This is a genomic window from Pseudomonas sp. LBUM1652 (assembly GCF_059716105.1).
In genome coordinates this window covers 5,108,668-5,133,930 of record NZ_CP166804.1, presented here as the reverse complement: position 1 = coordinate 5,133,930, position 25,263 = coordinate 5,108,668, and the positions used below count along the sequence as shown (strand labels likewise).

The window sequence follows — 25,263 nt, the reverse complement described above, 5'->3', positions numbered from 1 at the left end:
CATATGTATTGCTTATCGCAAGGCCGAGGGGGGGAATGATCCCGCTGCACTTCGATGTGCGTATTGCGTGACTGAAAACCCCTGGCACGCGACAGGGGCTTTTCGTTCTGGCTCGGCCGTTAATCCGGAAGGCGGCTTTGTAAGGTCAGGCCCATTTCGATCAATCGATTAGACATGGCCTCGATGCTGGCGAACCGGATATCGTTCACTTGTGGCCATGACGGGCGGTGCAAAGAAACGCCTCCGTCCGCCAGTAGAACCACGCGCGTTCGCACGAGTATGCCCTGCTTGCTGCGGTGCACCACGGTGTAGGTGTCTGCGATTTTGTTGATGATGAACATGCCACGTCTGTGCAATAAGTTTTCTAACGCATCCTCCGTCCAGTTCATTGGTTCGGCTGGCATTCGCACGCGCAAATCAGCACGAAGAACATCATGATTGCCCTGTGCGGCAGCACCGTTTGGAAATGAACCTCGACGCACTTCGATACCCGGATCAACGTCGATATCCATGATCGTTCCCACTCCAACTTCCTCGATCCGCACACCGATGCCGCCCTTTATTTCGCTGATACCGGCAAGGCCTCTGAGCGTGTTGGTGTTTTGTGCACCGATCAGCACGATCCACTTTTTCGGGCTGTTGAGGTAGGTGTCGCCCGTCATGATGTCGCTCGCCAGGTAGGTGCCGATCATTTGCTCGTCATAGAGCGAGAGGGGCGTCTTCATTTTGTAGCTCGCGGCGCAATCGATGCCCTGGATTCGAACACCATTTTCCCTGGCCACCTTGACCAGCTCCAATGCATTGAAGCGCCCCGCCGGATCGGTGCCCAGGCTGGTCAGGTAGGTTTGCAGATCTGCCGACAGGGTCCCAGTCGTGAAGTAGCGGTTCAGCTCCACTTGAGCGAAGTCACTCAGTACCCCGCGCATGTAGAGGGTTTTTGCGTGTCTGGCCAGTGCCGGCATGTTCTCGATCATGAAGCGCATGCTGGCAATGCGATCCAGGGTCTCACCCACCACCAGTCCGGAGGCTGATTCAAAGATGCGATCCAAGAGCTCGGAAATTTCCATCTGCGCCCTGATTTCTGGCAGTGGCGGACGGGAAGGAGGGGTGATCCACGGAAGGTTGCTGAAGAATTTTCTCGCGGCGGCATGCAGCAATTTGCGCTTGCTGACTGCATACAGCTCAAAGGGGTCGGACATGCCGAAAGCGCCGTCGGCATTTGGCTCCAGTTGGGCGTGGGTTTCGTTCAGGTTCAAGGCCCAGCCTTTGATCGAACGGCGCACCGTCGGCTCGATATCGTAGGCAGAGGTCACGATGCGCACTGGGCGTAATACCGTATAAGGTGATTCGACCTCCGATTGAATCGCCGCTTCGGGCGCTGGCGGTTCATAGGTTTCGAGGGCGATATCGGGGGCGCACGGTTTTCCCACGCATTGACCGCCGCCGGATAGACGCAGCGCTTGCATCCGCTCCCAGGCACCTTCGGCATTCAGCCGCACCGGCAATGAATGAACAAACTGATTGGGACGCTCTGGATCGACGATAGCCCAAAAACCGCCGTCGCCTGGTTCGCCGAAATAACGCACGTAGTACGGATTGTCATTCATCAGGATGGCGAAAGGCGGGTCGGTATCAAGTCGAAAGATACCCTGAAACTGTCCGGGATCACTTTGCACGTCCAGCCCGTCGAGCAATTCGTTGCACATGTATTTGTCTGGAATGGGTGGTGGTGCGGCGCTGTCAGCCGGGGGCAACCGTGGGGGCTCAATAGCCGGGGTGATCACTTCGGGCTCACCGGCAACCCTTGCCGGCGCCTCATCAGCGAGCGAATCCCCTGGCTCCAATGCCGCGGCAGACTCGTTGAGCTCCGCCATCTCTGTCGCTTCGGCCGCGTCCACCGCACCACCAGCCTCCAGCATCGAGCCGGTACCTTTGAGAAAGGGCACGTTGAACAGCGCATCAATGCCGCTCAGCACGGCGCCAACCACGCCGGCCTTACGCTCCCCAGCGGTTTTGGCGTTGACTGCCTGGTCGATGTTCAGCCCCATGTTGGCGATGCTGGCGCCTATCACTGGCAGCGCGACTGGCCAGCCGACGGCGGCCATCGGGCCAAGCACTTTGAGGCCTGCGCTCAAGTAACCGATCCACAGTTTTTTGCGCAGATCAGCATTGGACGTCAGGCTGAGGCTGGCTTCGGCAAACATTGAGCGGCGGGTTGAGTCACACAACCAACTGAACGCGTCGCCAGTGATCTCGAGTTTGCTCTGATTGATCAGATGATGGTCGGAGCGGCCCCAGGTGCTCACCAGCCGATTCATCAAATCGGTGATGTTCTCCCTCACCTGCTGGCTTTCGGCAAGTGAATAGTGATTGAGCAAGGACTCGCGGCGGATCTCCTCGTTCATCTGCTCAAGCACCCACCAGTGCATATCCGCCAGCGTTTCGTTCACGACAAATGATTGCGCTTCACCCGGCAGATAGACGATTTGCCGACCCGGGGGGGAGATGAAGCACAGGAGGTTGGTGGAGGCATGCCCAGCGATATCGAGCGCGCGCACATCATCGGTTACAGAGTGACTCGATTGCAGCATGGACAGGGTCACCGGCCAGGTGACAGGCCCGATGACTGCGCCGACGATCCATAGGTAATCGCTGGCGGTCAGTTGCTTGAGTTCCAGTGCCTGCACCGCCCGGCTGAGGAAATTGCACTTGGCCAACGTACGAAAATTATCGGCGTGTGTGTTCCAGAAAGTCGTCAGCTTGTCGTTGTATCGCGTGCTGAAGTCGATGCCCCAGAAGGCGTTGAGCACCTCGTTGCCGTGCAGGTGACATTCATTGTTCTGGTCGAAATTTTCGGTCTCGGGGCCGTCCGTGTAGAAACCGGCGTAGAGGTCCAGCAGGTCGGCGTTGTCCTGGTCGGTGGCACGAAAGCGATGAATCACCAGTTGCGTGAGAGTCATCGATTCGTAGGGCTTTTCGCGGATGTGCTCCCAACCGGTAAACGCCTTGGTACTGCTTTGTGCCGATCTGAACCGATGGAAATAAACCCGGTCCGGATCGAACCTCGTCAGGCCCTTACGTTCCAGCAACTGGCGGGCGACTTGATGTGCCTCGTCGTGAAGGCTGGGGCACATTTGTACGACAGCCGCAGCGATGGTTTTGAGGGACGCTTTGTCTGCCGCATTCGGCAGAGGACGCTGTTCAGGCGAATTCATGCTTTCTCCATCCTTGAGAAATGAAGGCCGAGCATGGCCGATTCGCTCAAGTGGAGTGCGCTACATAGATACCGCACATTACCGAGGCAAACGTGCTGCGGTCAGCGGCGAGCCACGTCGGAGAAGTAGAACTTGTCCAGGGTGTGCCGGGATTCGGTGTACTCGAACTGCCGTCCGTCCTGAAGGAACGTCTGGTTGCTGACCACGATCACGTGGCTCTGCCCGTCAAGATCCAGATGTGACTGGTCATCCTTGCTGCGTGGCTGCGCTTCGATGGTCCGTTGGGCGTAAGCGATCTGCAGCTGCAGGGTCTGTTCGATATAGGCGTAGATCGATTGCTCGGCGATATCGAGTGACAGGCCGGGAATGACTTCGCTGACAAAGTGGTTGATGTCGAGAATGACCCGTTTGCCGTCGATCCGCCGCACGCGTTTGACCCGGGTTATCAGGCAGCCGGGCTCGGCCTTGATGTGCTCAAGCAGGCTGCCTTCAAGTGCAAACTGGGTCAGTTCGACGACTTCAGTGCTGACGTCGTTGCCCAGCCGCGGATAGGTTTCCTGGAAACTGACGATGCCACCGAGTTGAAACTCGATCGGATTGGTCGACAGGACGAACGTGCCTTTGCCATGGACTTTCTGGGCGAAACCGCGCTCCTGAAGCAGTTCGATGGCCTTGCGTACGGTGCCGCGGCTGGCCTGATAGCTGTCCATCAATTCGGTTTCCGACGGCAGGCGGGCGCCGCGCTCCAGGCGTTCGGTCGTAATGCTGGCCAGCAGATCGCTATAGATCTGGTTGTATTTACTCATGGAGGGGCTCGATGCCGGCTGTGCTCAAAGCTTCGAACCTTAAGGGCAGGGTAGGGCTTTGTCCATGTAGGGATTGGAAATCGACTAAGGGCACGGTAGGAAATTTCTCCGCTGGTCCGGCAAAAACATACAAAAACAAACTCGTCTGTACGAGTTGTTGCATTAACTCGTACAGACGAGTACTTTTCGCTTCGGCGTGCTGCCAATAACAACAATCCACAGCGGAAGAACTAGCATGAGCCACGACTATCCGAACATCGCCAGGGAACTGCTGCAAAGCCTTGGCGGCAGCGACAACCTCGAGCAGGCCGCGCATTGCGTCACGCGGTTGCGACTGGCCCTGAAGAATCCCGGTCTGGTCGACAGCGCCACGCTCAACCAGATCGATCTGGTCAAAGGCTCGTTCTTCACGGGTGGCCTGTATCAAGTGGTGATCGGTCCGGGCGAAGTAGAAAAGGTCTACGCCGAATTGCGCCGCCAGACCGGTCTCGCCGCATCGACCATCGCCGACGTCAAACAGAAAAGCGCCGAGAAGATCAACGCCATGCAGCGTCTGGTGCGGGTGTTTTCCGATGTGTTCATGCCGATCCTTCCCGCGCTGATCATTGCCGGCCTGCTGATGGGTATCAACAACCTGATCGGCGCGAAGGGCATGTTCATCGACGGGCAGACCCTGCTGGATGCCTACCCGAAACTCGACGGGCTCTGGAGCCTGATCAACCTGATGGCCAACACCTCTTTCGTATTTCTGCCGGCGCTGGTGGGCTGGTCGGCAGCCAAGCGCTTTGGTGGCAGTGAAATCCTTGGCATCGTGCTCGGCCTGATGCTGGTTCACCCGGACCTTCTCAATGCCTGGAACTACGGCAAGGCCGTGGCCGGGCTGGACGGCCAGCAGCTGCCGTACTTCGACATCCTCGGGCTGTTCCAGATCGAGAAGGTTGGTTACCAAGGGCAGATTCTGCCGATTCTGCTGGCGGCGTATGTCATGAGCGTCATTGAAAAATGGCTGCGGGCACGGGTGCCGAACGCGGTGCAACTGCTGGTGGTGCCGATCACCACCATCGTGGTTACCGGTGTGCTGGCGCTGGCGGTGATCGGCCCGGTAACCCGCCACATCGGCATCTACATCACCGAAGGTGTGGTCATGTTGTTTGATCTGGCGCCGATGGTCGGCGGGGCGATTTTCGGCCTGCTGTATGCGCCACTGGTCATCACCGGCATGCACCACATGTTCCTGGCGGTCGATCTGCAGTTGATCTCGACCCAGGGCGGCACCTTTATCTGGCCGATGATCGTCATGTCCAACCTCGCGCAGGGCAGTGCTGCGTTAGCGGTGTTCTATATGACGCGCAATGCGCGGGACAAAAGCATGGCTTCGACCTCGGCCATTTCCGCGTATTTCGGCATCACTGAACCGGCCATGTTCGGCGTCAATCTGCGCTACAAGTTTCCGTTCTATGCCGCGCTGACCGGTTCGGCGCTGGGCTGCATCTTCCTGTCACTGAACAAGGTTCAGGCCTCGGCCATCGGCGTCGGTGGCCTGCCCGGTTTCATCTCGATCATCCCGCAGTTCATCCCGATGTTTGTGTTCGGGATGGTCATCGCCATGGTGGTGCCATTCGTTCTGACCTGTGCACTGAGCATGAAGATTGTCCGGCCTGGATATCGGGTTGCCTGACGCGTCCACTTATTGAAGGAGTCCTGCCATGCAAGACTGGCAACGTTCGGTGATCTACCAGATCTACCCGAAGAGTTTTCACAGCCACGCCGGCAACCCGACAGGGGATTTGCTCGGTGTTGTGGCCAAGCTCGATTATCTGCAATGGCTGGGTGTCGAGTACTTGTGGATCACGCCGTTCCTGCGCTCGCCGCAACGTGACAACGGTTACGACATCAGCGATTACTACGCGATCGACCCGAGTTACGGCAGCATGGCCGACTGTGAGTTGCTGATCGCCGAAGCCGGCAAGCGCGGGATCAAGTTGATGCTCGATATCGTGGTCAACCACACCTCGATCGAGCACGCCTGGTTCCAGCAGGCGCGCAGCAGCCTCGACAATCCCTACCGCGACTTCTATATCTGGCGCGATCAGCCGAACAACTGGGAATCCAAGTTCGGCGGCTCCGCCTGGGAGTACGAGGCCCAGACCGGCCAATACTTCCTGCACCTGTTCGATCACACCCAGGCCGACCTGAATTGGGACAACCCCAAGGTGCGCGCCGAAGTCTTCAAGATGATGCGTTTCTGGCGGGACAAGGGGGTGGGTGGTTTCCGTCTGGATGTCATCAATCTGATCTCCAAGCCTGCGGATTTTCCCGAAGACGACAGCGACGGTCGACGCTTTTACACCGACGGGCCGAACGTCCATGAATACTTGCAGCAGATGCACCGCGAAGTCTTCGAAGGGCACGACCTGATCAACGTCGGCGAGATGTCATCGACCCGCCTCGAACACTGCATTCGGTATTCGAATCCGCAATCGAAAGAGTTGTCGATGACGTTCAACTTTCATCATTTGAAAGTTGATTATCCGAACCTGCAAAAGTGGGTTCGTGCCGATTTCGATTTTCTGCAACTCAAGCAGATTCTGTCCGACTGGCAGACCGGTATGCAGGCTGGTGGTGGCTGGAATGCGCTGTTCTGGTGTAACCACGATCAGCCGCGGGTGGTCTCACGCTTCGGTAACGACGGCGAGTATCGGGAGATCTCGGCAAAGATGCTCGGCACCGCGCTGCACTTCCTGCAGGGCACGCCGTTCGTGTATCAGGGCGAAGAGCTGGGGATGACCAACCCAGGGTTCGAGCATATCGATCAGTACCGTGATGTCGAAACGCTTAACATCTTCCGGCTCAAGCGCGATGCCGGTAGCAGTGACGCCGATAACATGGCGGCGATCATGCAGAAGTCCCGGGACAACGGGCGTACGCCGATGCACTGGAACGATGAACCGAATGGCGGTTTCAGTCGTGGCGAGCCGTGGATCGGAGTGCCGGCCAATGTTGCGCAGATCAACGTTGCCAACCAGCTCGACGACCCGCAATCGGTGCTGCATCACTACCGCCGATTGATCGCGTTACGGCGCACAGAGACGTTGATTTCCGACGGTGTCTATCGACAGTTGTTGCCCGAGCACAAGCAAGTCTGGGCTTACCTTCGCGAAGGAAGGGGCGAGCGCCTGCTGGTGGTGAACAACTTCTATGGCACGCCGTGTGAGATCGAATTGCCGCCCGTGATCGACGAGACGCAGAGCCAGCGGTTGCTGATCAGCAACTACCCGGACTGCCCGCGGCGCAAGCGACAGTTGACGTTGCGACCTTACGAATCGTTCGTCCTGCACCTGATCGATCACTGATACCTAACTAAAAAGCCGACGTTTAAAAAACACGCAGAGCCCTGCGCGGGGGAGTTTTGCGCGCCGAATTCATGCAAACACACAATAAAAATAATGGGGTGGCTTATGAAAACAACAATAAATCGCAGCCTTGCAGTTGCAGGTATTTGCCTTGCGTTACCGCAGACTTCACAAGCGCTGGAGTTCGGGGGGTACTTGCGCAGCGGCGTCGGCAACTCGACCAAGGGCGGTGGCCAATCGTGTTTCCAGTTACCGGGGGCGCAGACGAAATACCGTTTGGGCAACGAATGCGAACAGTATGGCGAGCTTGAGCTGCGCCAGGATTTGTACACCCTCGACGACGGCTCGGTGCTCAGCGTCGATGGCATGGCCTCGCTGTACAACCGCTACAACCGCAGCCCCACGTTCAACGAGGATAACGGCTCGATTCGCCTGCCACAGGCCTATGCACAATGGTCGAACATGCCCGCGCTCAATGGCGGTTCGCTGTGGGCCGGGCGCCGCTACTACAAGCGTAATGACATCCACATTTCCGATTTCTACTACTGGAACCAGAGCGCCACGGGCGGCGGTGTCGAGGACGTGCTGATCGGCGACCTGAAATACAGCTACGCCTTTTCGCGCAAGGACAACCTGTACCAGAAGGACTACATCAACCGTCACGACTTCAACGTGGCCGGTTTCAATACCAACCCGGGCGGTGAGCTTGAGTTCGGCTTGAGCTACATCGACAAACCCGACAGCCGCGATGCCCACCGTGGCTGGGCGATCACCACCCAGCATGTGCAGAAGGATTTTCTCGGCGGCAAGAACAAACTGGCCCTGCAATACGGTGAGGGGCCGGGTACCGGACTCGGCTATACCGGCAACGTCAAACTGGACGACAGCAACAAAAGTTATCGGGTCGTGGAGTTTTTTGACTGGCAGGTGACACCGCGCTTTGGCGGACAATTCGAAGCGGTGTATCAGAAGGACATTCGCCCGGACGGTGCTGATCAGAACTGGATGTCACTGGGCGTTCGCCCGGCCTATGCGCTCACCGAACAATTCAAACTGGTGACCGAGCTGGGTCATGATCAAGTCGAAGCCCCTGGCGGTACGCGCAAACTGAGCAAGTTTACGATTGCCCCGACGTGGTCTCCCAAAGGCCCTGAATTCTGGGCGCGCCCCGAGGTGCGTCTGTATTACACCTATGCCACCTGGAACGAGGCGGCCAAACGGGCGGCCAATGAACTGGCCAAAGGCTCGGCGCTATCGGACACCGGCGCCTTTGGCACCGCACGCCACGGGGCGAACGTCGGATTGCAGGTCGAATACTGGTGGAAATAAGCGATGCTGGTGGGGCGTTGCGCTCCATGGGCACTTCAAAGAATAAAACCGCAGGTGACGTCATGGCCACATCTCAACCCTTGCAACTGCTGGCGCCTTTGGCTGGCGTGCTGATACCGCTGGATCAAGTACCCGATCAGGTGTTTTCCAGCCGCGTGATCGGCGACGGTCTGTGCATCGACCCGACTTCGTCAACGCTGTGCGCGCCGCTGGCCGGGGTGATCAGCAACGTACAGGCCAGCGGGCATGCCGTGAGCATCACCGATGACCACGGCGTTCAGGTGTTGCTGCACATCGGTCTTGATACGGTGAACCTCGCCGGTCAGGGATTCACCCGATTGGTTGAAGAAGGTCAGCGGGTGGAATTCGGTCAGGCACTGATCGAGTTCGATGCCGACTACATCGCTTTGCATGCCCGCAGTTTGATGACGCTGATGCTGGTGGTCAGCGGCGAGCCTTTCACCTGGCTGACCGTGCCAACCGGTCTGGTCGAAACCGGCCAGCCATTGCTGAGCCTCGCCAGTGCAGAAACCACCGCCGAGGAGCCTGCGACGCCACAAGGCGAAGCGTTTTTCTCCCAGTTCTTGAAATTGCCCAATCCCAATGGCCTGCATGCGCGTCCGGCAGCGGTTTTCGCCCAGGCGGCAAAGGGTTTTGCAGCAAAAATCCTTTTGCACAAACAACAGGCCGAAGCCAACGCCAAATCTCTGGTGGCGATCATGGCGCTGCAGACCGCTTTGGGTGACAGCGTGCGGGTCAGTGCAGTGGGCGAAGATGCTGAGGCTGCTATCAGTGCGCTCTCCCGGTTGCTGGCCGAGGGTTGTGGTGAGGCGGTGACCGCGCTGCCGGCGGAGGTTCAAGTCGAGACCATCGAGCCTGAGAGTCCGGGTGTTCTGCTGGGGGTCTGCGCTTCACCGGGTTCGGCGTTGGGGCGAGTGATGCAGGTCACCGAGTCGACGCTCGACGTGAGCGAATTTGGTGCCGGCCCGGCTATCGAACAGGAGGCTTTGGCCAATGCTCTGATCGAGGCGGATATGGCCTTGCAGCATTTGCGCGATACCGCCACCGGCGAGGCCAAGGCCGAGATCTTCAAGGCGCATCAGGAGCTGCTCGAAGATCCAAGCCTGCTCGATCAGGCCCAGGCGTTGATTGCCGAGGGCAAAAGCGCCGCGTTTGCCTGGCGCGCCGCCACCGAGACAACAGCGACACTTTTCCAGCAACTGGGCAGTGCGTTGCTGGCCGAAAGGGCGGCGGATCTGGCTGACGTCGGCCAGCGCGTACTGAAACTGATCCTCGGGATTCGCGAGCATGCGCTGGAGCTGCCGGCCGGAACCATTCTGATTGCCGATCAACTGACACCGTCACAGATGGCCGGGCTCGATACGAGCAAAGTGCTGGGATTCGCCACGGTCGGCGGTGGTGCAACCAGTCACGTGGCGATTCTGGCGCGGGCCTGTGGTTTACCGGCAATCTGCGGGATGCCTGTACACATGCTGGCGCTGGCCAATGGCTCACAGGTGTTGCTCGATGCCGACAAGGGCGAGTTACAGGTGCATCCGGACGCCGTGGCGATCAATCAATGGCAGGCCAGGCACGAGCAACAACACCAGCGCCGTCAGCACGAACACGCGCAGGCAACACTGGCCGCCTGTACCCGCGACGGGCATCACATCGAAGTGACCGCCAACGTCGCTTCGCTGAGCGAGACTGAACAAGCGATGGGCCTGGGTGGTGCGGGCGTGGGGCTTTTACGCTCGGAGTTTCTTTATCTGGATCGCAACCACGCACCGACTGGCGACGAACAAGCGTCGACCTACAGCGCCATCGCCCGGGCCGTGGGGCCGTCGCACAATCTGGTGGTGCGCACACTGGATGTCGGCGGTGACAAACCACTGACCTACGTGCCAATGGATAGCGAAACCAATCCATTTCTCGGGTTGCGCGGGATCCGCCTGTGTCTGGAGCGCCCGCAGCTGTTGCGCGAGCAATTCCGGGCGATCCTTGGCAGTGTCGGTCTGACCCGCCTGCACATCATGTTGCCGATGGTCACGCAGCTCTCGGAGCTGCATCAGGCTCGGCAGATGCTGGAGCAGGAAGCGCTGGCGCTGGGCCTGGTCGAGCTGCCGAAACTGGGGATCATGATCGAAGTGCCGGCGGCGGCATTGATGGCCGATCTGTTTGCGCCGCACGTGGATTTCTTTTCGATCGGCACCAACGATCTCACCCAATACACCTTGGCCATGGATCGCGATCATCCGCGTCTGGCCAGTCAGGCCGACAGCTTTCATCCCTCGGTATTGCGCCTGATCGCCATGACCGTGAAAGCCGCGCATGCCTACGGCAAATGGGTCGGTGTGTGTGGGGCGATGGCCTCCGAACGTCTGGCCGTGCCGTTGTTGCTCGGGTTAGGTGTAGATGAGCTGTCGGTCAGCGTGCCGCAAATACCGGCGATCAAAGCCGCAGTGCGCGAGGTGCATCTGCTCGACTGCAAAGCCATCGCCGAGCAGGTGCAGGGGCTGGAAAGCGCTGAAGAAGTGCGCGAGGCGCTGCGCCTGTATCACGAGGCGACGGTCGATACTCTACGGGTTCTGGAGAACTGAACATGTTCGATAAATTGCAGAAAGCCTTCTGGAAAGCGCTGACCCCGGATCTGGTAGTGGATGAGCCGAAAGTGCAGGCCGTACCTGTCGAGGGGCTGAGTGCGCAGATCGTGGTGGCGCTGGGGGGAGTGGATAACCTCGAATCGCAACAACCGGCGGCGTTGACCCGAGTGCGAGTGACGTTGCGCGATGTCTCGCGCATGGATCGCCAGGCGTTGAGCGATGCCGGTGTCGCCGGCGTCATGCCGTTGGAGGGCGGTGTGGTGCACCTGATTACCGGCCTGCGACCTCAAGCCGATTGACGATGTGCGGCCTCAGGTCGCCCTTACTGTTTCGCAATTGCAGGTGTATCGTATTCGCCTTTTACGGGCCTTCAGGGTCCGTCGCTGATACGTGAGGTAGTTGAGTTCATGTCCTTTACCCGTCGCCAAATCCTCGGTGGCCTTGCCGGTCTTGTTGTCGTTGGCGTGGGAGCGGGGGGCGCGTCGCGTTACTGGCTGGGCAAAATGGCTGACGCTGAGGCTGGTCACGACTATGAGCTGATCGCCGCGCCACTGGACGTCGAACTGGTGCCGGGGCACAAGACCGAAGCCTGGGCGTTCGGCCCGTCGGCGCCGGGCACCGAGTTGCGCGTGCGTCAGGGTGAATGGCTGCGGGTGCGCTTCATCAATCACCTGCCGGTGGCGACCACCATTCATTGGCATGGCATTCGCCTGCCGCTGGAAATGGACGGCGTGCCTTACGTGTCGCAGTTGCCGGTGCTGCCGGGCGAATACTTCGACTACAAATTCCGTGTGCCGGACGCCGGCAGCTACTGGTATCACCCGCATGTCAGCAGCAGCGAAGAACTCGGTCGCGGGTTGGTCGGGCCGCTGATCATCGAAGAGCGCGAACCGACCGGTTTCAAGTACGAAAAGACCCTGAGCCTGAAAAACTGGCACATCGACGACGAAGGCAAATTCGTCGAATTCAGCATCCCGCGTGAGGCCGCGCGTGGCGGTACGGCGGGGCGGTTGTCGACCATCAACGGCGTGCCGTTGCCAGTGATCGAATTACCGGCAGGGCAGATCACGCGAGTGCGACTGCTCAACCTCGATAACACCCTGACGTATCGCATCAACATCCCAGGTGTCGAAGCGAAGATCTATGCGCTGGACGGCAACCCGGTCGAACCACGGCCGCTGGGCAAGGAATACTGGCTTGGCCCGGGCATGCGTATTTGCCTGGCGATCAAGGCGCCAGCGGCTGGCGAAGAACTGTCGCTGCGCAACGGCCCGGTTCGACTGGGCACCTTGCGTTCGGTGGCCAACACCGACGCCCCGACTGAATGGCCGAAAGCCTTGCCGGCCAATCCGGTGGCCGAGCCGGATCTGGCGAATGCCGAGAAACTCAACTTCAATTTCGAATGGGTCGGGTCGGTGTCGGTCAATGTCGACAACGGCAAGCCGCCAAGTCTGTGGCAGATCAACGGCAAGGCCTGGGACATCACCGACAAGACCTGTGCCGATCGGCCGATTGCCAGTCTGAAACTGGGCCAGAGCTATATTTTCGAATTGAAGAACATGACGCAGTATCAGCACCCGATTCATTTGCACGGCATGAGCTTCAAGGTGATTGCGTCGAACCGGCACAAGATCATTCCGTACTTCACCGACACCTATCTGCTGGGCAAGAACGAGCGTGCGCAAGTGGCGCTGGTGGCTGATAACCCGGGGGTATGGATGTTCCACTGCCACGTGATCGACCACATGGAAACCGGCCTGATGGCCGCCATCGAGGTGAAGTGATGCGCCAGATTCGCCCCGCAGCGATCATCGACCGCAGCCGTGATCGCGATTTCATGCACGAAGCCCTGGCCCTCGCCGCGCAAGGCGCAGCCCTCGGCGAAGTGCCTGTGGGCGCAGTGCTGGTGCAGGATGGTGAAATTATCGGGCGCGGTTTCAATTGCCCGATCACCGGAAGCGACCCCAGCGCCCACGCAGAAATGGTCGCGATCCGCGCCGCTGCTCAAGCCGTGAACAACTATCGCCTGCCGGGCAGCACGCTGTACGTGACGCTGGAGCCGTGCAGCATGTGCGCGGGGTTGATCGTGCATTCTCGGGTGGCGCGGGTGGTATACGGCGCACTGGAACCGAAAGCCGGGATTGTGCAGAGTCAGGGGCAGTTTTTTACCCAGGGCTTTTTGAATCATCGGGTGTTGTATGAAGGCGGGGTGCTGGCGGAGGAGTGTGGGGCGGTTTTGACTAAGTTCTTCAGAGCCCGCCGAGCCAAAAGCCCCTCACCCTAGCCCTCTCCCAGAGGGAGAGGGGACTGACCGAGGTGATTGGCAGAGGTGCGGCGACCGGGATATCGAGTTGAACTCGGATCCTGAAACGCTCAAAGATCGGCTCCCTCTCCCTGGGGAGAGGGCTGGGGTGAGGGGTGGGCTCACCGCGGTGTTAGGGAGTTTTAGTCACTTGCGGGCGACGATGACCGCCCGCATCGGCGCCGGCAGCCCTTCGATGGTCTTGCTGTGATCCTCAGGATCAAGGAAGTCGCTCAGCGACTGATACTTCATCCATTCGGTCCCGCGCTGTTCCTCGACCGTTGTCGTACTCACATCGACACAACGAATGTCAGTGAAGCCGGCGCGGCGCAGCCACAGTTCCAATGCAGGCACCGACGGCAGGAACCACACGTTGCGCATCTGCGCGTAACGGTCTTCCGGCACCAGCACCTGATGCTTGTCGCCCTCAACCACCAGCGTTTCCAGTACCAGTTCGCCACCCTTGACCAGGCAGTCCTTCAGCGCCAGCAAGTGCTCGATCGGCGAGCGGCGGTGATAGAACACGCCCATCGAAAACACCGTGTCGAAACCTTCAAGGTTTGGCGGCAGGTCTTCAAACGGGAATGGCAGGTGCCAGGCGTTTGGTTCGGACAGGTAACGTTGCACAGCCTGGAACTGGCAGAAGAACAGCCAGTTTGGATCGACGCCAATCACACTGTCCGCACCGGCACCGAGCATGCGCCACATGTAGTAACCATTGCCGCAACCGACATCGAGGATGCGTTTGCCTTTGAGGTCCAGATGCGGGGCGACCCGCGACCACTTCCAGTCCGAGCGCCATTCGGTATCGACATGCACGCCAAACAGATCGAACGGTCCCTTGCGCCATGGCGACAGGCCCATCAGCGCGGTGTGCATTTGCGCACGGGTTTCTTCGTCGCAATCGGTGTCGAGTTTCAAGCCGTTGAGCAGATCGACTTCGCTCGGCTGGATCTTCGGCAAGGCGTCCAGCGCACTTTGCCAGCGCTCCAGATCACCGTGGCCTTTCTCCATTTTCTTGTCGAGTTGCGCTTGCAGGGTGTTGGCCCAGTCGGCCAGCGGGGTACCGGCCAGGCGGCGGGCGAGGGGGGACAGATCAATCATGGCAAGGCAATCAACGAGGCAAAGTTAAGACACTGGAACCACGGCACGACTTTCGAGAACCCGGCGGCCAAGAGGCGTTCGCGGTGTTCTTCGAGGCTGTCGGGCTTCATGACATTTTCGATGGCGCTGCGCTTCTGGGCTATTTCCAGTTCGCTGTAGCCGTTGGCGCGTTTGAACGCGACGTGCAGATCGGTGAGCAAGGCGTGTTCTTCGGCATCGTTGAAGCGCAGCTTCTCCGAGAGAATCAATGCGCCGCCGGGCAGCAACGATTGGCGGATACGCGAGAGCAGGGCGGTGCGCTGATCCGGAGCGATAAATTGCAGCGTGAAGTTCAGCGCCACCACCGAAGCAGGCTGGAAGTCGAGCGCGAGAATATCGCCTTCGATCACTTCGACCGGCAGCAACTCCTGGAACATCGAATTCTGGCCATTGAGGTATTCACGGCAACGCTCGACCATCGCCGCCGAGTTATCCACAGCGATCACTCGGCAACCGTCGGTGCGCACATGGCGGCGCAGCGCCTGAGTCACTGCACCGAGCGAGGCGCCGAGGTCGTAGAGCACGCTGTTTGGCTGGGCAAATTGCGCAGCGAGCACGCCGAGGTTTTCGACGATGGTCGGGTAACCCGGCACCGAGCGCTTGATCATGTCCGGGAACACCCGCACCACGTCTTCGTTGAAGGCGAAGTCAGGCACCTGGGCCAAAGGCTGGGCGAAAATGCGATCGGGTTCTTTGCTCACGGCGGTTTCCGGCGGTGTCGGTGGAAAAGGCCGGCATTTTAGCCAAAGTGGCGCGGGGATGCGCGGGTTGTCCGACGTGGCGAGGGGATTTATCCCCGATGGGTTGCGAAGCGGCCCCAAAACCGGTCAGCACGGTATGTCAGGCAGACCGCGTGCATAGGTTTTACGACTGCTGCGCAGCCGGTCGGGGATAAATCCCCTCACCACAGGATTTAGCGGTGTTTTTGGGAGAAGGCCGACGCCGCGATGCCCCACTGCCCAAGCCAATAGCTGAGGATGATGATGTACGGCGCGGCATTGAACGGCGCGACGAAGCGGTTGATGCCGATCACGCTGTCGGAGAACACAAATGCTAGCGCACCGCCGGCTGCCAGTAACGCCGAACGCTTCGGCACATCAGTTCCCAGGCGAGCGAGGGCGCGCCAAAGCATCGCGCTGATGGCGGTGCCGTAAACAATCACGGGAATCAGCAATGGCCCGAGTCCGCTGGAAATCAGAATGCCCAGCAGCACCGCGCCGACAACGACGGCGAGCACCAGCGGCAACAGCGCCAGACGTTTGCAATCGCTGAGGTAAGCCTTGAGGTACGCCAGATGTGCAACCAGAAACGCTCCGAGGCCAAACACAAACAAATCCCCCGGCCACGCGAGCAATACATCGCCGAGCAGCGAGAAAATCAGTCCAAGGCTGATCCAGCGCCGATAGTCGCTGGGCGGGGCGTCGTGTAGCCAGCCGAGCAGCGCCAGCACCGGCAACGGTTTGACCAACAGGCAAAGCAGCGCCGCGTGGGTGCTCACACCGTAGAGAAAAGTCACCGCGCCCATCAGCGCCAGAATCAGCCAGCCCACGATCAGTTCACCGAAATGGCGCAGTCAAAGGTTTCCACCGGCAACACTTCCGGTGCCCACGGCTGTTGCGAGGTCAAGCGCAGACGCCCGGTGCCGGGGGCGAAGGCCTGAAAGCGCCAGGTCGAAAGGCCGGCAGCGCCGACCACACCGGCATCTTCCGGGTTGCTGTAAACCTCGGGGCTGAGCGCACGCAACACGCCACCGGCCGAGTCCTGAATGGCCCAGCGATAACCCGTGGTCGGGTTGCTGGGCAGCATCACGATCAGGTTTTGCCCGTTGGTCAGGCGCACGGGGCATTCGCTCTGTTTTTCCACGGTCACGTTGTGTTTCGGCTGCGTGGCGCAAGCGGCCAGCAAGGAAAGGGCGAGGGGGACAAACAGGCGAGTGGGGGACATAAGGTCAGCGGCTCCGGCGTTTACGACGAACGGCGAGCATAACTGAAGATGAGACAAAGTGTGACGGTGAGCCGATGCAGATAACCTGGCTGAGTTTGCATGGCTGCATGTGCAGCCATGCGAAACTGTCGGCGATTAAGGCTTCTTGGTGATGTCAAAGCTGCCAAGAATATCGAGGGTGTCCAGCAGATATCTAGCCACCACATGGAACGACATTTTGTAGTGCTGGGTTGATTCATTGAAGTCGATAGTGAACGTACCGCTATCAGCGGTGTACTTCGCGGAATCCCCGTTTTTCCGGAAACTATAAAAGAACTTTTTAAACGTTAAACTGCTTGCGTCTTTATTTACAAAGATATCGATCTGCCGAAATTCGTCACCTGGTAAGCTGGGTTCGCCTTCTACACCTTGGATGTGGTAGTGCTCGCCTTCAAGCTCGCAGTGAAGGGAATTTGCCGCGAAGTCGGGATGCTTTTCGATCTTCGCAACGAATGTACCCTCATCGGATTTTTTACTGATGGGTTGGGTGTTCATTTAGATAACTCCGAGTGTATTAAATTTATGGAGCCCGATTGGGCGCCCGCAAGAAAGGATGAGGGCGAAGAGACGTTTTTAGACAAAGTCGTTGGTTAATCAACGAATACATGGTTGTTGGATGAATCCTCGGTTTCAAGTTCCGAGTTTTACCCTGTATAGGGTTTTCGGCGAAGTTAAATGCTGCGATGTAATGCCGTTTGGCTGGATCACCGTCAGTGCCTTAGTTGATCTCTTGGCCATAAAAATTTAATTCGATCTGAGACGGCTCGCTTCAGTTTGCCCGCTAATGCAGAAACTTTTTTCAACAGCACTGTTCGCGTCGAAATAGTTGGTCCATGTTTTTTCTCCCTGGGTAGTCGGTGCGTCTTGCCCATGGATCATACGAATGCCTGGCGCCGCGGCCTACTGTCATAGTTGACAGTTCTTTATATCATTTGGTTATATTTTATGATCAGTAATGACTTTTTTAGTCGATCTACTTGGCGAGTGCGGCAGCGAGCAAGCCCGCTCTCCCACAGGCTAAAGGGACTGGGGTCGCTTTCTACATCGGATAAATGAAAGTGCACGCCGTCAGTAGAGTAGCCTTGAAGCATTGATGCTTTTCAACCTTGGCTAGAAAAGTAGCAGTGTTAGTGGCTGTATCAATAGAGATAGCGGTGATGGTGAGTGACGCCATGAGCGAATGACAGCTCATGGTGATTTAAATCTCTCAGCGACGTAACAGTAATAGTTGACAGATTCTAAGATTTTTTTGACTCACGGCGAGGATTCAGAGCGTGATCATATGAAAAATGATCACGCTCCATACGCTGTTAGAACAACACCTTCGCCACATCCGCAAAACGCTTGGCAAAGTGCACGGTAATACCTTCCTTCAAATACTCCGGCAATTCGTCGAAGTTGCCACGGTTCGGCTCCGGCAAAATCAGTTCGAAAATCTTCTGCCGCCGCGCCGCAATCACCTTTTCGCGCACCCCGCCAATCGGCAGCACATGCCCGGTCAGCGTTAACTCGCCGGTCATCGCCACGCCTTTTTTCGGCGCTTGATTACGCGCGAGTGAGAGCAGGGCACTGGCCATGGTCACGCCGGCGCTCGGGCCGTCCTTTGGTGTCGCGCCTTCTGGCACGTGCAGGTGGACGAAGGCTTCGTCGAAGAACTTCGCGTCTCCACCAAATTGCTTGAGGTTCGAGCTGACATAGCTGTAAGCGATCTCCGCCGATTCCTTCATCACATCACCCAGTTGCCCGGTGAGTTTGAAACCACGGTTGAGCGTGTGAATCCGCGTCGCTTCGATCGGCAATGTGGCGCCGCCCATGCTGGTCCACGCCAGACCGGTGATGACGCCAGTGCCGGACAGCACTTGTTCATTGCGGAACACTGGATGGCCCAGCGAGGCTTCCAGATCTTTCGGCCCGAGTTTGATCACCGCTTTCGGCTCGTCGATCAGCTTCATCACCGCTTTGCGCACCAGTTTGCCCAGTTGTTTTTCCAACTGACGCACGCCGGCTTCACGGGCGTAACCGTCGATCAAGGCCTTGAGGGCGCTGTCGCTGATGCTCAGGCTGCCCTTGGACACGCCGGCCTTTTCCAGCAGTTTCGGCCACAGGTGACGCTTGGCGATGGCAACTTTTTCTTCGGTGATGTAGCCCGACAGGCGAATCACTTCCATCCGGTCCAGCAATGGGCCAGGGATCGAATCCAATGTGTTGGCGGTGCAGACGAACAGGACTTTCGAAAGGTCCATGCGCAGGTCGAGGTAGTGGTCGAGGAATTCGACGTTCTGCTCCGGGTCGAGGGTTTCCAGCAGCGCCGAGGCCGGGTCGCCCTGGTAGCTCTGGCCCATCTTGTCGATCTCGTCGAGCATGATCACCGGGTTCATCACTTCGACGTCTTTCAACGCCTGCACCAGTTTGCCCGGCTGCGCGCCGATGTAGGTGCGGCGGTGGCCCTTGATCTCGGCTTCGTCGCGCATGCCGCCGAGGCTGAAGCGGTAGAACGGTCGTCCGAGGGATTCGGCGATGGATTTACCGACACTGGTTTTACCCACGCCCGGCGGGCCGACCAGCAGCACGATGGAACCGCTGATTTCGCCTTTGTAAGCACCGACGGCGAGGAATTCGAGGATGCGATCCTTGATGTCGTCGAGGCCGGCGTGGTGTTTGTCGAGGACTTTGCGTGCGTGCTTGAGGTCGAGTTTGTCTTCGCCGTACACGCCCCACGGCACCGAGGTCGCCCAGTCGAGGTAGTTGCGGGTGACCGCGTACTCCGGCGAGCCGGTTTCGAGGATCGACAGCTTGTGCATTTCTTCTTCGAGGCGCTTTTGCACCTGCGCCGGCAGGACTTTGCCTTCCAGACGCTGTTCGAACTGTTCAAGGTCGGCGCTGCGGTCATCCTTGGTCAGGCCGAGTTCCTGCTGGATGACTTTGAGTTGTTCTTTTAGGAAGAACTCGCGCTGATGCTCGCCGATCTTGCGGTTAACTTCCGCCGAGATCTCTTTTTGCAGGCGCGCGACTTCGACTTCCTTGCGCAGCATCGGCAGGACTTTTTCCATGCGCTTGAGCATCGGCACGCAGTCGAGCACTTCTTGCAGCTCGGGGCCGGTGGCGGACGTCAGGGCGGCGGCGAAGTCGGTCAGCGGCGACGGGTCGTTGGGGCTGAAGCGGTTGAGGTAGTTTTTCAGCTCTTCGCTGTACAGCGGGTTGAGCGGCAGCAGTTCCTTGATCGCGTTGATCAGCGCCATGCCGTAGGCCTTGACCTCGTCGGTCGGCTCGGTGGGCTGATGCGGGTATTCGACTTCGACCAGATACGGCGGGCGGTGGTGTTTGAGCCAGGTTTTGATGCGTACGCGGCTCAGGCCTTGGGCGACGAATTGGAGTTTGCCGTTTTCGCGACTGGCGTGGTGCACTTTGACCAGGGTGCCGTATTGCGGCAATGCGTCGGTGTTGAAGTGGCGCGGGTCTTCCTGGGGGGTGTCCATGAAGAACAGGGCCAGGGAGTGGTGTTCGGATTTGCTGACCAGTTCGAGGGTTTCGGCCCAGGGTTCTTCGTTGACGATGACCGGCAGGACTTGTGCCGGGAAGAATGGGCGGTTGTGGATCGGGATGATGTAGACCTTGTCCGGCAGGTTCTGGCCGGGCAGGGCGAGGCCTTTGCCGGAGGCGGTGTGTTCGATGTGATCTTCGCTGGCTTCGGTGTAGTCGTCGGAGTTATCGGGGAATTCTTGCTGGTCGCTCATGGGGCACCTGCACAATGGGGTATGGGTCTTAGATGGGGCAGGGCTTGGGTGGTTTCAATGGGGGGCGGTGTTTCTGGTTGTGTGTTCAGGGTTTTGACAGGGTTAACGCTTTGGACTTGGCGGCCTTTGGGCCGACCATGTTCTTGGGGTTTTGGGGGTATATCCGTTTTTGCGGTGCCGCTGCTGGCGGTTTCGCTTTTACAGCGAGTCACTTTTGCAGACGCCCAAAAGTAACCAAAACGCTGGGCCCCGGCGTTCGGCCCGCTCGCTGGGGCTCGGGGTTCCTTCGTTACGGTGCTCATCCGGGGGCATCGCCTCCGGTTTGCTTCGCTGCACCTCCTCTCGATGTGTTCGACTTCGTCGAACGGCGCTGCGCGCCTACCCCCGGATGAACACCTTCACTCAGCCTGCCGAAGGGGCCGGTACGTCAAAAGCTGCAGCCGAGCTAACGCTCATCCTGTTGAGTGGTGAGGAGCGCTCGCTTGGCTTTTGTTTCGTGGTGGGTTTGCCCACCCCAGCCCTCTCCCTAGGGAGAGGAGGCCTATTTGTGGGCTTTTCAAAATCTGAGTTCGCCTCGGTATTTCACGTCGGCGTACTTCTTTCAAACACCTCGGTCAGTCCCCTCTCCCTTTGGGAGAGGGTTAGGGTGAGGGGCTTTTCAGCTGTGTGTTGGGGATTGGGAAACTTCGTGGTTATCCAGCACGCGGTTCACCGCCAGTTCCGCCAGCATGATGATCTGCTGGATCGCCAAAATCGTGCGCCGTTGCGGGAGGTCAATGTAGGCGGCGATGTCGCTGGTCATGAGGCTGGCTTGTGCCAGTGATTCGCAGGCGTGGACCAGCAGGCTTTCGCTGTCTTGATCGGGCGCGACCTGGAACATGGTGCTGGGTTTGTGGAACCGCAAGGTGAGCGCGTTGGGTTTGAGGTAGTGGTCGAGGGCGCGTTCGGCGGCTTCGTGGAATTTCTTCGAATCGGGGGATTGGTAGGGCGAGGTGTCGTTGGTTTCTGGTGGATTGGGTGTGTGCTTTTTCATGGTGAAACTCCGAATGATAAGTGGGGCTATCACTCTCAATCACCGCGACGCGACAGAGGGTGGCAGCTGTACGCGGGTTCGCGGACCGAGCCATTCGGCAATCTCGGCATACCCGAAGGTATCCCGCGCACAGCCACCATCAAACCAAATGAAAAGCACTTGGGCGCTCCAGTTTGGGCCGGCGATTATGCATCAAATCGAATGAACTGCTCGGGCCGCGACGCCCGTTCGCTGATATTTGCAGCGACCCCCGAGCCTATTCACCCGGTTTCCGACGCACAACCGACGCGAGTTGTCGGAAATCTCCCGCCAATTACCCACTCTGTAGGACGTCCCCAATCCCCCTGTAGGTTCATGCAGGCTGTAGCGTGATTACGGAGCTTTGTTGCAGCGATTGATTCGCAAGATGGGGATGCCCGCTTCGGCAGGACGAACGGCAGTTAAAAGGCGACTTCAGAACAAATGCTGCTCCAACCTGCGGGGGCCGTTGCCGACATGATCGAAGATCCACTGCTCGATACCCGGCAATCGCCGCAGCGCGGCAAAGACCGCCGGCACGTCCCGTGGGGTACACAAGACATGCACATTGGGACCGGCGTCTACCGTAGCGCAGACATGTAGACCCTCGTTGCGCAATTGTCGAACGCGCTCCAGTAGCGCGAGCGTCGCCGCTTGCCAATAAAACAGCGGAGGCTGCGAGGTCATGGCAATCATGTGCATTTCAACGGCTTCGCGTTCAACCGCATCGGCCAGGGCATTGAAGTCCCGAGTCAGGATCGCGAGGCGTACGTCGTTCAAGCGTGCTGGCAGCAGGTTCAAGCGCGTGGAGTAAAAAGGGCTGGTGGGTGCGATGTGGTGGCCTTGTCGGGAGCTGACTTTTTTCTGGCGGGCATCGACCACGGCAATCAAGTCACACAGGGGCCAGTGCTGCGCGTCGGCCAGTTGCTGCGCGGGTCCCGACGGGTCTTGAGGATTACCGGGCCACTGGACGAATCCTCCGATTATCGAGCGTGCCGCCGAGCCCGATCCGGACAGGCGTGCCAGTAGGCTGAGCTGTGGATCATCAAGATCCAGTCCGCATTTGAGCGCAAACGCCAGAGCCAATGCACTGAAGCCAGCCGCCGACGAGGCAATGCCGGCACCTGTCGGGAAGCGATTGGTGGTCGCGATGCGCAGCGGTTGCCAATCGTCGAAGTACTGACGCAATTGGTGCAGATGGAATTCGATACCGTTGCGCAGGTGTGGCTCGGCGGGAATCAATACCCCGTCAGCGGTTTGCCAGAGAATTTCGTCTGCGCTGCCCGTGCCGGGAGAGGCCAAGGTGCAGAGGCTGACGCAGCGGCTCAGCGTCATGGACAGCGAGGCGTTGTTCGGAAGTGTCTGTCGCTCATCGCGCATGCCCCAGTATTTGATCAGCGCAATATTGCTCGGTGATGAAACGGTGATGGGTTTCATTGCTCGCTTAGCTCGAGGCCGCCGACTGCCAGCGGCGCGTCGATTCGCCGATAGCGTGCCAGTTCCGGCAGTTGTGGAGCATCGACGACCAGCATGGCGCCGGCCTGATCGCCTGAGAGCGCGCCTGCGCCACAGATTTTTGCTGCGCCGCCGGCGAGTTCTATCGCGCGGACGACTTTAGCGATGGGCCGGGGTACCACGCCAAGTGTTTCCAGATCGAGTTCATAGTCGCGCAGCACGGCTTTGAGGGTTTGCGGTATGGGGCTTTGTTGCTGCATGAGCTTGCAAAAGCGTTCGGCGTTGCGGCGCATGCTCGCCAACAATGGATTGTCCGCACCTTCGAGTCGATGGCGGGTGGCGGCGATGACGTGGCCGGTGCTCTCGCGGGCCGTACCGGTGTGGTACAGCTTGAGGTCCTGCGGCAGGCTCAGCGCTGTCGCGGGCCATGAAGCGAACTCGAAGGTATCGTTCACGCCGGATCGTCGTTCGATGATCGAACCGTACAGGCTGACGTTGTGATCAATGCCCGACGGCTGACCGTGCACGTAGCGTTCGAGGGTCATTGCCAGCCGATCCAGCGTCTGTAAGTCGGTTGAACGTTTGAACAGGCGTTGTAAGGTCGCCGTCAACGCGACCGCAAGGGCGCCGGAGCTGCCGAATCCTGCGCCGACAGGGATAGCCGATTCCACCCGCACGGAAAAACCGCACCGTGCTTGCGGATCAAGCCTGAGCAGGCACTCACCCAAAGCACATTTCACCAAGTGACTACGATCGCCGTCGTTGACCTGGGTAAAGGCCTGCACTGAAGGGCTTTTCTGAAAACACTGCCAGGCCTGTCGAACTTTGCGGGTGTAGTCGATCAGCGCGGCGGGACTGTAATGCTGGTGCAGCGACAGGTCAGGCAGATGAACCTCGATCTGTTCGTCTGCCCTCGGCCATCCCCAAACGTTGCAATACAAACCTACAGAAACGGCCAGCGCAGGGCAGCCGTGAAGCGCTGCGTGTTCGCCAATCAACATGATTTTGGCCGGGGTGCGCGCGTGGACCACAGTCATTGTTCACCGCCCAAGACGCACATGGGCTTGCACCAGTTGGTGAGAGGCCTGGGCTGCCATGATCGACAGCTCGCCGGCCAATACCAGCGCACCGAGTATTTCGGCCAGCCGTTGGGTATCGACTCCAGGTTTCTTCTCCCCGGGCACGATTCCCATCAAGGCCAGGGCTTCACGCTGGGTGCTCAGTCCCGTGCCGCCCCCGACGGTTCCCAGCGGTGTGTCAGGCAGCAGAATCGATGCGTACATCGCGCCATGTGCGCGAGCTTCAAGGCAGGTGACGCCGATCGCGCTTTCCGCCACCTGCGCCAAATCCTGACCGGTGGCGATAAAAAACGCGGCGAGGACATTGGCGTGATGGGCGTTACCGCCAATCATTCCGGCCATGGTCGAACCCAACAGGTTTTTGCGGTATTGCAATTCACACAGCGCGTCGGCATCGGTTTTCAGAATGTCGCGCAGGATGTCGGCGCTCAGGTGAACTTCGGCGTGGGTGCGTCGACCGCGACCGTTGATGAAGTTGACCATCGACGGCTTTTTATCGGTGCAATAGTTGCCTGAGATGCTGATGCACGGTACGCCCGTGGCGGGGCTGATCAATTGGGTGATGGCCCGGTCGCACGCAATACTAGCCATGTTCATGCCCATGGCATCAGCGCTGTGGAATCGAAAGCGCAGGTAAATCGACGTGCCGACGATGGCGGGCACGATATCAAGCAGGATGAGGTGCTGACTGTCCTGCTCGCAGAGTTGTTTGACCTGATCGAAATGGCTGCTGATCCACAGCAGAAATGCTTGAGTCTGCACGATGCCGTTGGAGCGGAAGACCGGCGCGCGCGTGATGCCCATATCCTCGCTGCGCACCACAGCGCCGCCGGCCGCATGCAACGCGGCGCAACCACGGGACACACTGGCGATGAGTGCGCCTTCGCTGGTGGCAAGCGGTGCATAGATGAGTTCCTGGGCGCAGGTGGCCTGCCCCTTGATCAACAGCGGGCCGACGACACCGACTGGCACCTGGATGGCGCCGATAAAGTTCTCGCACTTGGCGGCGGGAACGTTCGGCGTGTACTGGCTGATGCTGCGCAATGACACACCGACGATGTGTTGCAGGGCCTCACGCCGAATCAGAGCGGCTTCTTCTGGGGGGAGGTGGGCGGGCAACTGATGCAGGCGCAGTTCGCCCTTAATCAAAGCATCGATCCACTGATGGTCAAAACGGGTGTGTGCCATGACGTCGTCGCTCTGCAATTCA

The 25,263-nt window shown here is 58.9% G+C and carries 19 protein-coding genes; 7 read left to right on the top strand and 12 right to left on the bottom strand.

Features of this window, described 5'->3' with window-relative positions; all coding sequences use genetic code 11:
- Window positions 1–119: 119 nt before the first annotated feature.
- Window positions 120–3,215 (bottom strand): membrane-targeted effector domain-containing toxin, encoded by a 3,096-nt coding sequence (locus ACA069_RS23060; protein ID WP_497615302.1) that lies wholly within the window; start codon window positions 3,213–3,215, stop codon window positions 120–122.
- A gap of 101 nt (window positions 3,216–3,316) precedes the next feature.
- On the bottom strand, window positions 3,317–4,021 hold the full coding sequence (treR, locus tag ACA069_RS23055; protein WP_497615301.1) for a trehalose operon repressor: 705 nt from the start codon (window positions 4,019–4,021) through the stop codon (window positions 3,317–3,319).
- A 235-nt stretch (window positions 4,022–4,256) separates the two neighbouring features.
- On the opposite strand from treR, the gene treP reads away from it, so the two are divergent.
- The 7 genes from treP to tadA all read left to right on the top strand — a co-directional run bounded on the left by treP (window position 4,257) and on the right by tadA (window position 13,590).
- Complete coding sequence (treP, locus tag ACA069_RS23050; RefSeq protein ID WP_497615300.1) at window positions 4,257–5,699, top strand: PTS system trehalose-specific EIIBC component; 1,443 nt, start codon at window positions 4,257–4,259, stop codon at window positions 5,697–5,699.
- A gap of 28 nt (window positions 5,700–5,727) precedes the next feature.
- Window positions 5,728–7,374 carry an alpha,alpha-phosphotrehalase gene (gene treC, locus ACA069_RS23045; RefSeq protein WP_497615299.1) on the top strand — a complete coding sequence of 549 codons (1,647 nt, stop codon included), beginning with the start codon at window positions 5,728–5,730 and terminating at the stop codon, window positions 7,372–7,374.
- A gap of 105 nt (window positions 7,375–7,479) precedes the next feature.
- Entirely contained in the window at window positions 7,480–8,703 is a 1,224-nt protein-coding gene (locus ACA069_RS23040; protein WP_401266369.1) for a maltoporin, read from the top strand.
- A 62-nt stretch (window positions 8,704–8,765) separates the two neighbouring features.
- Complete coding sequence (ptsP, locus tag ACA069_RS23035; RefSeq protein WP_497615298.1) at window positions 8,766–11,303, top strand: phosphoenolpyruvate--protein phosphotransferase; 2,538 nt, start codon at window positions 8,766–8,768, stop codon at window positions 11,301–11,303.
- A gap of 2 nt (window positions 11,304–11,305) precedes the next feature.
- Window positions 11,306–11,605, top strand: coding sequence for a PTS sugar transporter subunit IIB (locus tag ACA069_RS23030; protein ID WP_497615297.1), 300 nt, complete (start codon window positions 11,306–11,308; stop codon window positions 11,603–11,605).
- A 108-nt stretch (window positions 11,606–11,713) separates the two neighbouring features.
- Entirely contained in the window at window positions 11,714–13,090 is a 1,377-nt protein-coding gene (locus tag ACA069_RS23025; RefSeq protein WP_187680609.1) for a multicopper oxidase family protein, read from the top strand.
- Complete coding sequence (gene tadA / locus ACA069_RS23020) at window positions 13,090–13,590, top strand: tRNA adenosine(34) deaminase TadA (protein WP_497615296.1); 501 nt, start codon at window positions 13,090–13,092, stop codon at window positions 13,588–13,590. Before ACA069_RS23025 ends, tadA begins: the two co-directional genes overlap by 1 nt.
- 165 nt (window positions 13,591–13,755) lie before the next feature.
- Here tadA and cmoB read toward each other — a convergent pair whose 3' ends face one another.
- The 10 genes from cmoB to ACA069_RS22970 all read right to left on the bottom strand — a co-directional run bounded on the left by cmoB (window position 13,756) and on the right by ACA069_RS22970 (window position 25,241).
- Window positions 13,756–14,712 (bottom strand): tRNA 5-methoxyuridine(34)/uridine 5-oxyacetic acid(34) synthase CmoB, encoded by a 957-nt coding sequence (gene cmoB / locus ACA069_RS23015; RefSeq protein WP_497615295.1) that lies wholly within the window; start codon window positions 14,710–14,712, stop codon window positions 13,756–13,758.
- Window positions 14,709–15,452, bottom strand: a complete 744-nt coding sequence (gene cmoA, locus ACA069_RS23010; protein WP_095190508.1) for a carboxy-S-adenosyl-L-methionine synthase CmoA — start codon at window positions 15,450–15,452, stop codon at window positions 14,709–14,711. Before cmoA ends, cmoB begins: the two co-directional genes overlap by 4 nt.
- A gap of 212 nt (window positions 15,453–15,664) precedes the next feature.
- Window positions 15,665–16,300, bottom strand: coding sequence for a lysoplasmalogenase (locus tag ACA069_RS23005; RefSeq protein ID WP_497615294.1), 636 nt, complete (start codon window positions 16,298–16,300; stop codon window positions 15,665–15,667).
- 2 nt (window positions 16,301–16,302) lie between these two features.
- Window positions 16,303–16,695, bottom strand: coding sequence for a protease inhibitor I42 family protein (locus tag ACA069_RS23000; protein WP_187680605.1), 393 nt, complete (start codon window positions 16,693–16,695; stop codon window positions 16,303–16,305).
- A 135-nt stretch (window positions 16,696–16,830) separates the two neighbouring features.
- On the bottom strand, window positions 16,831–17,229 hold the full coding sequence (locus ACA069_RS22995; RefSeq protein WP_489878794.1) for a hypothetical protein: 399 nt from the start codon (window positions 17,227–17,229) through the stop codon (window positions 16,831–16,833).
- A gap of 815 nt (window positions 17,230–18,044) precedes the next feature.
- The gene (lon, locus tag ACA069_RS22990) at window positions 18,045–20,468 is read right to left on the bottom strand and encodes an endopeptidase La (protein ID WP_497615293.1); all 2,424 of its coding nucleotides are present in this window, start codon (window positions 20,466–20,468) and stop codon (window positions 18,045–18,047) included.
- 658 nt (window positions 20,469–21,126) lie between these two features.
- Window positions 21,127–21,501 carry a DUF6124 family protein gene (locus tag ACA069_RS22985; protein WP_497615292.1) on the bottom strand — a complete coding sequence of 125 codons (375 nt, stop codon included), beginning with the start codon at window positions 21,499–21,501 and terminating at the stop codon, window positions 21,127–21,129.
- A 453-nt stretch (window positions 21,502–21,954) separates the two neighbouring features.
- Window positions 21,955–22,956, bottom strand: a complete 1,002-nt coding sequence (gene mvaD / locus ACA069_RS22980) for a diphosphomevalonate decarboxylase (protein ID WP_497615291.1) — start codon at window positions 22,954–22,956, stop codon at window positions 21,955–21,957.
- The gene (locus tag ACA069_RS22975; protein ID WP_497615290.1) at window positions 22,953–24,011 is read right to left on the bottom strand and encodes a mevalonate kinase family protein; all 1,059 of its coding nucleotides are present in this window, start codon (window positions 24,009–24,011) and stop codon (window positions 22,953–22,955) included. Before ACA069_RS22975 ends, mvaD begins: the two co-directional genes overlap by 4 nt.
- A 3-nt stretch (window positions 24,012–24,014) precedes the next feature.
- Window positions 24,015–25,241: a hydroxymethylglutaryl-CoA reductase gene (locus ACA069_RS22970; protein WP_497615289.1), complete on the bottom strand. Its 1,227-nt coding sequence runs from the start codon at window positions 25,239–25,241 to the stop codon at window positions 24,015–24,017.
- Window positions 25,242–25,263 lie beyond the last annotated feature (22 nt).

Bases quoted from the DNA above. Each gene is read 5' to 3' on its own strand.
- ptsP (WP_497615298.1), top strand. From the start codon at position 8,766: ATGGCCACATCTCAACCCTTGCAACTGCTGGCGCCTTTGGCTGGCGTG.
- ACA069_RS23030 (WP_497615297.1), top strand. From the start codon at position 11,306: ATGTTCGATAAATTGCAGAAAGCCTTCTGGAAAGCGCTGACCCCGGAT.
- ACA069_RS23025 (WP_187680609.1), top strand. From the start codon at position 11,714: ATGTCCTTTACCCGTCGCCAAATCCTCGGTGGCCTTGCCGGTCTTGTT.
- ACA069_RS23000 (WP_187680605.1), bottom strand. From the start codon at position 16,695: ATGTCCCCCACTCGCCTGTTTGTCCCCCTCGCCCTTTCCTTGCTGGCC.
- tadA (WP_497615296.1), top strand. From the start codon at position 13,090: ATGCGCCAGATTCGCCCCGCAGCGATCATCGACCGCAGCCGTGATCGC.
- ACA069_RS22995 (WP_489878794.1), bottom strand. From the start codon at position 17,229: ATGAACACCCAACCCATCAGTAAAAAATCCGATGAGGGTACATTCGTT.
- treP (WP_497615300.1), top strand. From the start codon at position 4,257: ATGAGCCACGACTATCCGAACATCGCCAGGGAACTGCTGCAAAGCCTT.
- ACA069_RS23060 (WP_497615302.1), bottom strand. From the start codon at position 3,215: ATGAATTCGCCTGAACAGCGTCCTCTGCCGAATGCGGCAGACAAAGCG.
- mvaD (WP_497615291.1), bottom strand. From the start codon at position 22,956: ATGAAACCCATCACCGTTTCATCACCGAGCAATATTGCGCTGATCAAA.
- ACA069_RS22985 (WP_497615292.1), bottom strand. From the start codon at position 21,501: ATGAAAAAGCACACACCCAATCCACCAGAAACCAACGACACCTCGCCC.
- ACA069_RS23040 (WP_401266369.1), top strand. From the start codon at position 7,480: ATGAAAACAACAATAAATCGCAGCCTTGCAGTTGCAGGTATTTGCCTT.
- treR (WP_497615301.1), bottom strand. From the start codon at position 4,021: ATGAGTAAATACAACCAGATCTATAGCGATCTGCTGGCCAGCATTACG.
- treC (WP_497615299.1), top strand. From the start codon at position 5,728: ATGCAAGACTGGCAACGTTCGGTGATCTACCAGATCTACCCGAAGAGT.
- cmoB (WP_497615295.1), bottom strand. From the start codon at position 14,712: ATGATTGATCTGTCCCCCCTCGCCCGCCGCCTGGCCGGTACCCCGCTG.
- lon (WP_497615293.1), bottom strand. From the start codon at position 20,468: ATGAGCGACCAGCAAGAATTCCCCGATAACTCCGACGACTACACCGAA.
- ACA069_RS22975 (WP_497615290.1), bottom strand. From the start codon at position 24,011: ATGACTGTGGTCCACGCGCGCACCCCGGCCAAAATCATGTTGATTGGC.
- ACA069_RS22970 (WP_497615289.1), bottom strand. From the start codon at position 25,241: ATGGCACACACCCGTTTTGACCATCAGTGGATCGATGCTTTGATTAAG.